Raw genomic sequence first — 12,396 nt, 5'->3', positions numbered from 1 at the left:
CTCCGCGGACCGTTCCTTAAACGGTTAAGTCCGCGGATCCCTCCCGCGGCGACGGCGCACCAGGAGGTAGTCATGCACATCAGGAAGCTCGGGGCGTCGCTGACCGCCCTCGGCGCGGTCGCGGCACTGTCCGCGTGCGCTCTGAGCCAGGGCGCCGACGACGGCGGCGGCGCCCAGGAGCCCGCGGAGGTCGACGGCGAGATCACCGGCGAGGTCTCGCTGCAGACGTGGGCACTGCGTCCCCGGTTCACCGAGTACGTCGAGAACCTCATCGCGGACTTCGAGGAGGAGTACCCCGGTACCGAGGTCACCTGGCTCGACCAGCCCGGGGACGGGTACTCGGAGAAGGTCCTGAGCCAGGCGGAGGCGGGTGAGCTCCCGGACGTGACGAACCTGCCGCCGGACTTCGCGCTCCCCCTCGCCGAGCAGAACCTGCTGCTCGACGTCGCCTCCGCGGACGAGACCGCCGGCGACACCTATGTCGAGGGCGCCCTCGGCGCCTACCAGTACCCCGGCCTGGACGGCACGTACGGCTACCCGTGGTACCTCAATACCGACGTGAACTACTGGAACGTCGAGATGATGGAGGCCGCCGGCCTCGACCCCGCCGCGGCACCCACAACGTTCGACGAGCTCCTCGATCAGGCACGGACCATGCACGAGGAGACCGGCGACTACCTCTTGAGCCGCAAGCCGGGCATCGGCGACTTCGCCGCGGCGGGCGTACCGATCCTCAACGAGGACGGGACCGAGTTCGTCTTCAACACCCCGGGGGCCGTCGAGCTGCTCCAGCAGTACGTCGACGCCTACGAGGAGGGCCTGATGCCGCAGGACGTCCTCACCGACGCCTACCTCGGCAACAGCGAGATGTTCACCCAGGGCGAGGTCGCCTGGTCCACCGGCAGCGGCAACTTCATCGAGGGCGTGCTGGAGAACAACCCGTCGATGGAGGGGAACATCGTGGCCACCCCGGCGATGGACACCCCGCCGATGTACGTCCAGGGCGTGTCCGTGGCGCGGAGCTCCGACAACCTCGCGACGGCCGTCGCGCTCGCCCAGTTCGTCACCAACGCCGAGAACCAGGAGGCCTTCGCCGAGCTTGTGCCGGGCATCTTCCCCTCGACGACCGCCTCGCAGGAGGGAGCGGCGTTCGAGTCCGACGGCACGCCGCAGGGCGACGCGGCCCAGATCGCCTTCGAGTCCCTGCCGGAGGCGGAGCTGCTCCAGCCGGTCCAGGTCAGCGAGGCGATGACGACCTACGTCAACCAGCAGATCGCGGCCGCTATGAACGGCGACATCACGGCGCAGGAGGCGCTCGACCGGTCGGTCGAGCACTGCACCGAGCTCCTGCAGCAGTGACACGCGCGGCGGCGGGCCGGGATCCGGCCCGCCGCCCCGCCTCCCCGACGAGAGAGACCCGATGACCCTCCAGACCTCCGCGCCCCCACGGCCGGGCGTCCGCGAGCGCCGCCCCGCCCCCGCCACCACCGGTGGGGTCGCCGCCCGCACCCACGCGTGGTACGCGCCGTGGCTCATGGTGCTGCCGGCCCTCGTCGCGCTGGGCGCGTTCAACCTGTGGCCGTCCGTCAACGGTGTGCTGCTCGCCTTCACCGACGTCCGCCCGCTGGCCGGCGGCGGATTCATCGGGCTGGCGAACTTCGAGCGCATGCTGAACGACGACCAGCTCGCCACGGCGCTGCTGAACTCGGTCATCTACATGATCGTGTGCCTGCCGTTCCTGCTCCTGCTCCCGCTCGCCCTCGCGCTGCTGGTGGAGAAGAAGCTCGCCGGCATGGCGTTCTTCCGCACGGTCTTCTACACGCCGGTGGTCGCCTCCGCCGTCGTGGTCGCGCTGATCTGGAACTGGATGCTGGACGACCGCGGCCTCATCAACTCGATGGCCCGGCACCTCGGCTTCGTCTCCGAGGCCATCCCCTTCCTCACGGACCGCTGGCTGGTGCTGTTCTCCGCGATCAGCCTGACGATCTGGAAGGGCCTCGGCTACTACATGATCATCTATCTCTCGGCGCTCGGCGGGGTCCCCCGCGAGCTGCACGAGGCCGCCGCCATGGACGGGGCCGGGGTGTGGCGACGCTTCTGGACCGTCACGGTGCCCGGGGTGCGCAACACCATGATGCTCGTCGCGATCCTCATCATCGTCTCCGCGCTGCGCATCTTCTCCGAGCTGTACATGCTCACCAACGGCACCGGCGGCATCGGCGGTCAGGACGTCTCGGTGGTCATGCTCATCCAGATGTACGCGCGCGGCTTCAGCGGGAACCTCGGCTACGCCTCTGCCCTGTCCATCCTGCTGTTCCTGCTCACCCTGGTGCCGCTGCTGCTCCTGGCCCGCATCAACAGGAAGGTGCAGGACTGATGGCCTCCGGAACGCGTCAGGTCACCCACCGCTCCGGCGCCCGGGGCTTCTCGACCATGTCCCGCCGCGAGATGGCCGTGCGCTACCTGCTGCTCGCCTTCGTGCTGGTCATCACGGTCGGTCCGTTCCTGTGGCAGCTCTCGACGTCGTTGAAGGGGCCCGGCGAGGACATCTACACCCAGCCGCCGCAGTTCCTCCCCCAGGACCCGACGTTGGAGAACTACGTCCGCGCCTTCCAGGCCGTCCCGATCCTGCGGTTCGCCGCGAACTCCATGTTCGTGGCGGCCGTGGTGGTCGGTGGCAACGTCATCGGGGCCACGCTGGCCGGCTACGCGCTGGCGAAGCTGAGGTTCCGGGGCAGCAAGGCCATCATGGGCGCCATCCTCATGACCATGCTCCTGCCCGGCGAGGCCACGCTCGTCGCGCAGTACCTGACCATCCGTGAGCTCGGCCTGGCCGACACGCTCCTCGGCGTCGCCCTGCCCGGAGCGATCGGCATGATCAACGTGCTCCTCATGCGCACCGCGTTCCTCGCCGTGCCCAAGGAGCTCGACGAGGCCGCCATCGTGGACGGCGCGAACGTGTGGCACCGGTTCTGGCGGATCGGGGTCCCGAACGTCAAGGGCATGATCGCCGTCATCACGATCTTCGCGTTCATCGGCGCCTGGGACGACTTCCTGTGGCCCCTCATCGTGCTGACCACGCCGGAGAACTTCACCCTGACGGTGGGGCTGGAGTACCTCAACGGGACCTTCTCGGCCAACCCGCGCGTGATCGCCGCCGGCACCATGATTGCGTTCATCCCGATCGTCATCTTCTTCGCCTCGCTGCAGCGGTACTTCTTCCGTGGCGTCGACGAAGGCGCTATCAAGGGCTGAACCGGAACGGACGACGAGCAGAGAGACATGACATCCACGGGGAACGGCGCCAGGCCGACCATCGCCGACATCGCCCGCCGGGTCGGTGTGTCCACCGCCGCGGTCTCCTTCGCCCTCAACGGCCGGCCCGGCGTCAGCGACGCGACCCGGCAGCGCATCCTCGACGCGGTGGAGGAGCTCGGCTGGCACCCGCACCGCGCGGCCCGGGCACTCAGCGGGAAGCAGGCGGACACCGTCGGGCTGGTGGTGGCGCGGCCGGCGCGCACGATCGGCATCGAGCCCTTCTTCGCCCAGCTCGTCTCGGGCCTGCAGGCCCGCCTCTCGGGCGACATGGTGGCGCTCCAGCTCCTCGTGGTGGAAGACAAGGCGGCCGAGGTCGAGGTCTACCGGCGCTGGTCGGCGGAGCGGCGCACCGACGGGTTCGTCCTGCTCGACCTCGAGGTGGACGACCCGCGCCCCGCGGTGCTCGCCGAGCTCGACGTGCCGGCCGTCCTGGTCGGCGGCGACGGCTCGCCCCAGCCGGTACCGGCCGTCTTCATCGACGACTACGCGGCGATGGGGCAGATCGTCGAGCACCTCGTCGCCCTCGGGCACCGCCGGGTCGGGCACGTCGGTGGCATCCCCCGGTTCGTGCACTCCCGGCGCCGCGTCGCGGCGCTCGAGGCCGCCGCCCGGGAGCACGACCTCGACGTCGTCTCGGTGCCCACCGACTTCTCCGAGACCGAGGCGGTCGCGGTGACCAAGCAGCTCGTGCGCCTCCCCGACCCGCCGACGGCGGTGATCTACGACTCCGACGTCGAGGCTCTCGCGGGCCTGACGGTGCTGCGCGACACGGGGCTGAGCGTCCCGGCGGACGTGTCGGTGGTCTCGTTCGACGACTCCGAGCTGGCGCGCCTCGTCGCCCCGCCGCTGACCGCCATGACCCGTGACACCTTCGCGCTCGGCGGCCTGGTCGCGGAGGTGCTGCTGGCGCGGCTGGGTGGCTCCGACGTCGAGGACGTCGTCCAGGCGCCCGTCCCGGAGCTCACGGCACGGGAGAGCACGGGAGCGGCCTCGTGAGCGGCGCTGCGGGCGGGATGCGGTTCGGCGCGAACTACACACCGAGCGAGGGCTGGTTCCACTCCTGGTACGACCTCGACCTCGACGCGGTCGCCCGTGACATGGGCTCGCTCGCCGCGCTCGGGCTCGACCACGTGCGGATCTTCCCGCTGTGGGAGACGCTGCAGCCGAACCGGACGCTCATCCGGGACCGGGCCGTCGCGGACGTGGTCTCCGTCGTGGACGTGGCCCACGAGCACGGGCTGGGCACGAGCGTGGACGTGCTCCAGGGACACCTGTCCAGCTTCGACTTCCTGCCCTCGTGGGTGCTCAGCTGGCACCGCCGCAACATCTTCGCGGACGAGGCCGTGGTCGAGGCGCAGGAGCGGCTGGTGACGGCGCTGGGATCGGCCCTGACCGGCCGGCCGGGCTTCCTCGGCCTGACGCTGGGCAACGAGACCAACCAGTTCGGCAAGGCCATCCACCCGGACCGGCAGGCGCTGGGCCCGCAGGTGGCGGGACGCTGGCTGGAGCGGCTGCTCACCGCCGCGCACGACTGCGCGCCCGGCCGGGTGCACAGCCACTCCTTCGACGACGACGTGTGGTTCGTCGACTCCTCCGGCGTGACGCCCGAGCACGCGGCGGGCATCGGCGACGTCACCACGGTGCACTCCTGGGTCTTCACCGGCGTCGCCCGGCACTTCCCGCCCGACCACCCGGCCCACACCTGGTTCGCGCGGTACCTGCTCGAGCTCGCCGCGGCCTGGGGCGGGCCGGACCGGCCGCTGTGGCTGCAGGAGGTGGGCGCCCCCGTGCCGCACCTGGGCGCGGACCGGGTCCCGGACTTCGCGCGCGAGACGCTGCGGCGCGCCGTGGCCCGGCCCGGTCTGTGGGGCGTGACGTGGTGGTGCTCGCACGACGTGGACCGCTCGCTGGCGGACTTCCCCGAGCTGGAGTACTCCCTCGGCCTGCTCGCCGCGGACCGGTCCGTCAAACCGCTCGGCGCGGCCGTCCGGGACGTCCTGCCCGAGCTGCGGGAACTCGCGACACGCACCCCGGCGCCGGCCGCCGAGGTGTGGGAGCTGCCGACCGACGATGCGGGCCGGGTCGTGCGCTCGGCCAGCGCTCCCGGCTCGCCCCTGTTCGCCGCGTGGGTCGAGGCCGCCGAGGCGGGCACGCCACCGCGGTTCGCGCTGCCGGCCGGTGCCGTCAGCCTCGTCACCTGCGCCGCCGGCGCCGGCACCACCGCCGCCACCGTCGGTGCGACCGCATGAGCACCGGCTTCGCGACGTCGTTCGAGGTGGGGCAGCCGGTGCCGGGCGTGCCGGTGCCCGCAGGCTGGTCCGTCGAGGTCTCCGGCGGGCCGGAGCATCTGCCCGCCGGCCGGCCCCGTGCCGGTCTCACCGGTCCCCGCTCACTGCGGGTGCACGCCCCGGGCCCTGGACGTGCCGTCCTCCTCGACGGCCTCGACGTGCCCGTCGCGGCGGGCACCGAGCTGAGCTACGCCGTCTGTCCCGTGCTCGAGCCGGACCTCGCCTACCGCGGCACCTGGGCCGCGCTGGACTGCCGGTTCGACGACGGCACCTGGCTGTCCGACCTCGACCCGGTCGACCAGCACGGCATGCGGGCCACCGCCGCGGGGCAGGGCGCGGCGAAGATCCTGCTACCCGACCACTGGAACCTCGTCCGCGTCGCGCTCGCGAAGGCCGTGGGCCGGCGGGTGACCACCCTCGCGGTCGTGCTCGAGCAGCCCGGCGACGGCGAGCCGGTCGAGGTCTGGTGGGACGACGTCGCGATCGCGGTCCCGGACCGGCCCGCCCGCCGCGACCCCGTGGACCACGTCGACACGCGCCGCGGGACCCACTCCTCGGGCGCCTACTCGCGCGGGAACACCGTGCCGGCCACGGCCGTGCCGAACGGGTTCGGCCTCCTCGTCCCGCTGACCGACGCGACCTCGCACTCCTGGCTGTACTCCTGGGCCGGCCACAACGGCCCGGACAACCGGCCCCGGCTGGAGGGCGTCGGCGTCTCGCACGTGCCCAGCCCGTGGATGGGCGACCGGAACCAGGTCGCCTTCCACCTCGCCGCCGGCGAGGACGTGCCGGACGCCACCCCGGCGGCGCGCGGGCTCGGCTTCGACCACGGCCAGGAGATCGCCCGGCCGCACCGGTACGGCGTCCCCCTCGACGGCGGCCACCGGGTGGACGTCACGCCGACGGACCACGGCGGCGTCCTGCTGTTCACGTTCCCGGCGGGCACCGCGCGCGGGCACGTGCTCGTGGACGCGGTGAGCACCGACGGCGCCGGACCGGACGGCCCCTGCGAGCTGACCTGGCACGCGGACGGCACGCTGTCGGGCTGGGTGGAGACCGGCTCGGGACTGTCGGTCGGGCGCAGCCGGATGTTCGTCGCCGGGCGGCTGGACGCGCCGGTGGTGGCGCACGGCGCGGCGCGTGGGAACCGGCCGCACGCCCGGTACGCGACCATCGACCTGGACGGCCTGGACGGCCTGGACGGCCGGGACGGCCCGGGCGGCCCGGGCGGAGGGCGGGCCGTCGAGCTGCGGGTCGCGACGTCCTTCGTCGGCCTGGAGCAGGCCTGGCACACCTACGACCTCGAGCTCGCCGGCCGCACCTTCGAGGAGGTCGAGGCGGCCGCGCGCACGGCGTGGGAGCAGCGCCTCGCCGTCGTCGAGGTCGAGGGGGCCAGCGAGGAGCAGCTGGCCACGCTCTACGGGAACCTGTACCGGCTCAACCTGTACCCGTCCTCGCAGTGGGAGAACGCCGGGAGCGCCGCGGAGCCGAGGCCGGTGCACGCCTCACCGGTGTCCGACCCGCCGGGCCGGGTGCTGCCGGGCGAGCTGTACGTCAACCACGGCTTCTGGGACACCTACCGCACCTGCTGGTCGGCCTACGCCCTGCTCTACCCGGAGCTGGCCGGCCGGCTGGCGGACGGGTTCGTCCAGCAGTTCCGCGACGGCGGCTGGGTGGCCCGCTGGTCCTCCCCCGGCTATGCCGACCTCATGACGGGCACGTCCTCGGACGTGGCGTTCGCGGACCTGCTGCTCCGCGACGTCCTGCTGCCCGACCCGGAGGGGACCTACGTGGCGGGCCTGCGCAACGCGACCGCGGCGCCGACCGAGCCCGGCGTCGGCCGCAAGGGGCTCGCGCACGCGACCTACCGCGGCTGGGTGGCGCGGGACGAGGACGTGCACGAGTCGGTGTCCTGGAGCCTCGAGGGCTACATCAACGACCTCGCGCTCGCCCGCATGGCCCGCCGGCTCGCCACCGGCGCAGGTCCCGCCGGCACCTCCCCACCCCCTCCCGCCGAGTCGTCAACTCTGTGCCGAGTCGTCAATGATGTGCCGGCCGGCCGTGCGCCGCGCCACGTGCGGCGACTGCTCGACGAGGCGACGTACCTGGAGCAGCGCGCAGGCGGCTACCGGCACCTCTTCGACGCGGCCACCGGGTTCCTCCGCGGCCGCGGCCGGGACGGCGCCTTCGCCGAGCCGTTCGACCCGCGCGACTGGGGCGGGGACTTCACCGAGTCCGACGCCTGGAACTTCGCCTTCCACGCGCCGCACGACCCCGCCGGCCTGGCGGAGCTGCACGGCGGGCCGGAGGGCCTGGCGGACGTGCTCGAGGAGTTCTTCGCGACGCCGGAGCGCGCCGACCGGCCGGGCGGGTACGGCGGCGTCATCCACGAGATGGTCGAGGCGCGCGACGTACGCATGGGTCAGCTGGGGCAGTCGAACCAGGTCTCGCACCACATCCCGTACATCTGGCTCGCGGCCGGGCGGCCGGACCGGGCGCAGGAGACCGTCCGGGAGATCCTGGTGAGGCTGTGGACCGGCAGCGAGATCGGCCAGGGCTACCACGGCGACGAGGACAACGGCGAGATGTCGGCCTGGTGGCTGCTCTCCGCCCTCGGCCTCTACCCGCTCGAGGTGGGTTCCTCGCGCTGGGCGGCCGGATCGCCGCTGTTCACCCGTGCGGTGGTGCACCGGCCGGACGGCGACCTCGTGGTCGAGGCGCCCGGCAACGCACCCGAGGCGCCGTACGTGCAGGGCCTGGAGCTGGACGGTCTCCCGGTGCCGGCGCCCGTGCTCGAGCACGGCGCGCTGCGTGGCGGCGCGACGCTCCGGTTCACCATGGCGCAGACGCCCGGCGACTGGGGCCGGGACGCCCCGCTCACCTTCCCCCGTCCGCCGCTGCGCCCGTGGCGCGACATGTCCGGTGCCGGCTCGTGGCGCCTCACGCCCGACGCCGGTCCCTCGTGCCCGGCTCCCGGCACGGAGCAGCCGGAGCTCACGGCACTGGGCGACGACTCCTACGACTCCGCCGCCGACCTGCCCGCCGGGAGGCTGACCTGGCAGGCGGGCGGTACGACGGACGTTCCGTCGCCGGAACCGCAGCTGCGCTGCTACACCCTCACCTCCGCCGTCGACGGGCGCGCGGCGCCGTCCGCGTGGCGGCTCGAGGTGCGCGGGAAGGACGGCGGGTGGCGGGTGGTCGACGAGCGGGAGGACGAGGTGTTCCCCTGGCCCGGTCAGCTCCGGCCGTTCGTGCTCGCCGAACCCGTCGCGCTGCGGGACGTCCGGCTGGTGCTCGCGACACCCGGCGCCCTCGCCGAGGTCGAGCTTCTCACCGCCTGACGCGTCCCGGCCAAGCCTCCCCCTGCGCGGCTTGCCGGTCCGGCCGAGGCCATCGTAACCACTAAACCGTTTCAGTCCGCTGGTCGAGTCCCTGGTCGGGAGGCTGAGCAGCCTCACGGGGCGTGCGCCGTGCCCCCCGCCTCCACAGCGTCCGCGCGGACGCCGCGCCGTCCACAACGGCGGTCGCCACGTGGGTGCCGCGTGCCACGATGGCTCGCGACATGAACGTTCTCGCGGCTCTGACGGACGACCTCCTCGCCCGTCACTTCGGTCCCCAGACGCTGGCCCGTGCCCGCGGGTACGTCGAGCGCCTGCTCGGGCAGCCGTCGGTCGAGGACCTCAGCACCGAGACGGTCACGGCGAAGGCTGCGGTGCACGGCACCGACCCGCTGCCCTACCAGGTCGAGCTGCACGCCGACCTGGGCCGTCCCGGCGGCACGCCGGCCGGCCACGGCTGGGTCTCGAGCGTGTGCAGCTGCCCGGTCGGCAGCATGTGCAAGCACGGCGCCGCCCTCGCCCTGGCGCTGCGCCAGTCCTTCGTCCCCGCGCAGCCCGCCTGGCAGCGTCACCTCGACGCGCTCACCCGCGAGCTGTCCGCGGTGAGCCGGGATGCCGCGAGCCGGTCGGGCGAGCAGCAGCCCATGGCGCTGCAGCTGTCGATGTCGCCACCGTCCCGCTACCACCACGCGAACCAGCCGACGATCCACCTGCGCCCGATGCGACGCGGCGCGAGGAACACCTGGGTCCGCGCCTCGGCGGGCTGGTCGGAGCTGGACCGGCTCATCGCCTCCGGTCGGGTCCCGCCGGAGCAGGTCGAGCCGCTCGAGGCGCTGTACCTCGGAATGCGCGCGTACGGCAGCTCCTCCACCGCCAAGGGCCCGCCGCTGCAGGCCTTCGGGGCGCGCCTGCCGCGCCAGCTCGCCGCGGCGCGCGACGCCGGGATCGAGCTCATCACCGCCGGCGCCCTGCGCTCGGTGAGCGTGCGCGAAGAGCCGCTCGTGCTCGCGGCGGACGCCGTCGTCGCGGAGACCCGCACCCGTTTCCGGCTGACGCTCGCGATCGACGACGAGCTGTGGGACGGCGACCACGTCATCCTGCTCGGCGGTGCGCGCCCGACCACCGCCGTCCTCCTGGACGACGGGCACCTCCTCGTCGCGCCGCTGGCCGCACCGCTCCCGGCGACCGCCGAACGTCTGCTGCTCGCCGGCCCGGTCGACGTGCCCGCGAGTGACAGCGAGGCCTTCCACGACCGGCTCGCCGGTCTCGTCCAGCACGTCGCGGTTCGCTCCCACGACGGCTCCGTGCAGATCCCCGAACCGCTACGTCCCAGCCTCGAGCTCACCGTCACGTGGCACAGCTCGACCGCGGCCGACCTGCGGTGGGCGTGGTCCTACGGCGCGGTCGGCCGGTGCGCCCTTGGCGACGTCGACGACCTCGGCGGCGTGCGGGCCCGGGGCGTCGAGGAGGAGATCCTCGCGTCCGTCCCGGCGGGCATCCGCGGGCACGCCGCGGTGACCGGCGGGGACGCCCTCACGCTCGCCGTCCACGACCTGCCGTACCTGCGCGGCCTCGACGACGTCACGGTCACCGAGGAGCAGCGGCCCGACTTCCGGGAGGCGACCGACGCGCCGGAGGTCTCCTTCGAGGTTCTCGAGCTCGAGGAGGACCCCGGGTACACCGACTGGCTCGACCTCGCCGTCACGGTCCGGGTCGGTGGCGAAGCCGTTCCACTGGCCCAGGTGCTGGCCGCGCTGACCCTCGGCGAGGAGTTCCTCGTCCTGCCCAGCGGGCTCTACCTGCCCACCGCCGTGCCCGAGCTGCAGAAGCTCCGGGAGGTCGTCGAGGCCGCGTCCGAGCTGCGCGACCGGGACGGCGACCGGATCAGCGTCGGCACGCACGACCTCGGCGTCTGGGCCGACCTGGCCGAGGCCGGTGTGATCTCCGAGCAGGCCGCGGCGTGGGTCGAGCGCGCCCGCGCGCTGCGGGACCTCACCGAGCTGCCCCGCCCGGAGCCGGTGGGCCTGACCTGCGAGCTGCGGCCCTACCAGCTCGAGGGCTTCTGGTGGCTCGCGTTCCTCCACCAGCACGGCCTCGGCGGGATCCTCGCCGACGACATGGGCCTCGGCAAGACCCTGCAGGTCCTGGCGCTCGTCCAGCACGCGCGCGAGCACGGCACCGGCAGCCCGTTCCTCGTGGTCGCCCCGACCAGCGTCGTCACCGCATGGGAGACCGAGGCCTCACGGCACGCCCCGCACCTGCGCGTCGGGGTCGTCCGCCGCCGGACGGACGACGTGGCGCAGATCGCCGCGGAGTCCGACCTGGTGGTCACGACCTACACGCTGCTGCGCCTCGAGAAGGACGCCTTCACCGACCGGCCCTGGGCCGGCCTGGTCCTCGACGAGGCCCAGCAGGTCAAGAACCACCTCAGCAAGACGTACGCGGCGGCGCGCGCCGTCGAGGCCGACTTCCGGCTCGCGGTGACCGGCACGCCGTTCGAGAACCGGCTGATGGAGCTGTGGGCGCTGCTGTCGCTCACGGTGCCCGGCCTGTACCCGTGGCCCAAGCAGTTCGCCGACCGGGTGGTCAGGCCGGTCGAGCGAGACGGCGACGAGGCAGCGCTGGACCGGTTCCGGCGTCGCATCCGGCCGTTCATGCTGCGCCGGACGAAGGAGCTGGTGGCCGACGACCTGCCGCCGAAGCAGGAACAGGTCCTCGAGGTCACCCTGACCCCGCGCCACCGGCGCCTGTACGACGCGTGGCTGGCGAAGGAGCGGCAGCGCATCCTCGGCCTCGTCGCGGACTTCGACAAGAACCGGGTGGCCATCTTCAGTGCCCTCACCAAGCTGCGGCAGCTCGCGCTCGACCCGGCCCTCGTCGGCGAGGAGGACACGGGCGGCTCGGCGAAGCTCGACGTGCTCCTGGAGCACCTGCGCGAGGTCACCGCCGAGGGTCACCGCGCCCTGGTGTTCAGCCAGTTCACCTCCTACCTCGCGCGGGTGCGCGAGGCGCTCGAGGAGCACGGCATCGATGCGACGTATCTCGACGGGTCCACACGGGATCGCGGTGCCGTGATCGAGGAGTTCCGCACCGGGTCCGCCCCGGTGTTCCTCATCAGCCTCAAGGCCGGCGGGTCCGGCCTGACCCTCACCGAGGCCGACTACGTCTTCGTGCTGGACCCGTGGTGGAACCCGGCCGCCGAGGCGCAGGCCGTCGACCGCGCCCACCGGATCGGGCAGGAGCGCAAGGTGCACGTCTACCGGCTCGTCGCCGCCGAGACCATCGAGCAGAAGGTCATGCAGCTCAAGGCGCGCAAGGCCGAGCTGTTCGGCCAGGTCATCGACTCCGGCGGTGCGTCCTCCACCTCGATCGACGCCGCCGACATCCGGGCGCTGTTCGACTAGAGCCGTGCCAGGCACCTGCGGACGCGGGCTGAGACGCCCGCGCGCGTC

General features: G+C 73.2%; 7 protein-coding genes. All 7 read left to right on the top strand.

The features are described from left to right. Positions 1-72: 72 nt before the first annotated feature. The 7 genes from ACFQQL_RS12075 to ACFQQL_RS12045 all read left to right on the top strand — a co-directional run bounded on the left by ACFQQL_RS12075 (position 73) and on the right by ACFQQL_RS12045 (position 12,348). The gene (locus ACFQQL_RS12075; protein WP_382394663.1) at positions 73-1,359 is read left to right on the top strand and encodes an ABC transporter substrate-binding protein; all 1,287 of its coding nucleotides are present in this window, start codon (positions 73-75) and stop codon (positions 1,357-1,359) included. Positions 1,360-1,534: 175 nt separating this feature from the next. Further along, positions 1,535-2,377 carry a carbohydrate ABC transporter permease gene (locus tag ACFQQL_RS12070; protein ID WP_465254055.1) on the top strand — a complete coding sequence of 281 codons (843 nt, stop codon included), beginning with the start codon at positions 1,535-1,537 and terminating at the stop codon, positions 2,375-2,377. Further along, positions 2,377-3,255, top strand: a complete 879-nt coding sequence (locus ACFQQL_RS12065) for a carbohydrate ABC transporter permease (protein WP_382394659.1) — start codon at positions 2,377-2,379, stop codon at positions 3,253-3,255. Before ACFQQL_RS12070 ends, ACFQQL_RS12065 begins: the two co-directional genes overlap by 1 nt. Before the next feature lie 27 nt (positions 3,256-3,282). Next, the gene (locus ACFQQL_RS12060; protein ID WP_382394657.1) at positions 3,283-4,314 is read left to right on the top strand and encodes a LacI family DNA-binding transcriptional regulator; all 1,032 of its coding nucleotides are present in this window, start codon (positions 3,283-3,285) and stop codon (positions 4,312-4,314) included. Continuing rightward, positions 4,311-5,567, top strand: coding sequence for a glycoside hydrolase 5 family protein (locus tag ACFQQL_RS12055; RefSeq protein ID WP_382394655.1), 1,257 nt, complete (start codon positions 4,311-4,313; stop codon positions 5,565-5,567). The genes ACFQQL_RS12060 and ACFQQL_RS12055 overlap by 4 nt, the downstream gene beginning before the upstream one ends. Then, positions 5,564-8,947 carry a GH92 family glycosyl hydrolase gene (locus ACFQQL_RS12050; RefSeq protein ID WP_382394653.1) on the top strand — a complete coding sequence of 1,128 codons (3,384 nt, stop codon included), beginning with the start codon at positions 5,564-5,566 and terminating at the stop codon, positions 8,945-8,947. The genes ACFQQL_RS12055 and ACFQQL_RS12050 overlap by 4 nt, the downstream gene beginning before the upstream one ends. A gap of 221 nt (positions 8,948-9,168) precedes the next feature. Then, the gene (locus ACFQQL_RS12045) at positions 9,169-12,348 is read left to right on the top strand and encodes a DEAD/DEAH box helicase (RefSeq protein WP_382394651.1); all 3,180 of its coding nucleotides are present in this window, start codon (positions 9,169-9,171) and stop codon (positions 12,346-12,348) included. Positions 12,349-12,396: the final 48 nt, after the last annotated feature.

The organism is Georgenia alba, assembly GCF_042665525.1.
Classification (GTDB): domain Bacteria; phylum Actinomycetota; class Actinomycetes; order Actinomycetales; family Actinomycetaceae; genus Allobogoriella; species Allobogoriella alba.
This window is presented reverse-complemented; position numbering and strand designations above follow the sequence as displayed.

Bases quoted from the DNA above. Each gene is read 5' to 3' on its own strand.
- ACFQQL_RS12045 (WP_382394651.1), top strand. From the start codon at position 9,169: ATGAACGTTCTCGCGGCTCTGACGGACGACCTCCTCGCCCGTCACTTC.
- ACFQQL_RS12070 (WP_465254055.1), top strand. From the start codon at position 1,535: ATGGTGCTGCCGGCCCTCGTCGCGCTGGGCGCGTTCAACCTGTGGCCG.
- ACFQQL_RS12060 (WP_382394657.1), top strand. From the start codon at position 3,283: ATGACATCCACGGGGAACGGCGCCAGGCCGACCATCGCCGACATCGCC.
- ACFQQL_RS12065 (WP_382394659.1), top strand. From the start codon at position 2,377: ATGGCCTCCGGAACGCGTCAGGTCACCCACCGCTCCGGCGCCCGGGGC.
- ACFQQL_RS12075 (WP_382394663.1), top strand. From the start codon at position 73: ATGCACATCAGGAAGCTCGGGGCGTCGCTGACCGCCCTCGGCGCGGTC.
- ACFQQL_RS12050 (WP_382394653.1), top strand. From the start codon at position 5,564: ATGAGCACCGGCTTCGCGACGTCGTTCGAGGTGGGGCAGCCGGTGCCG.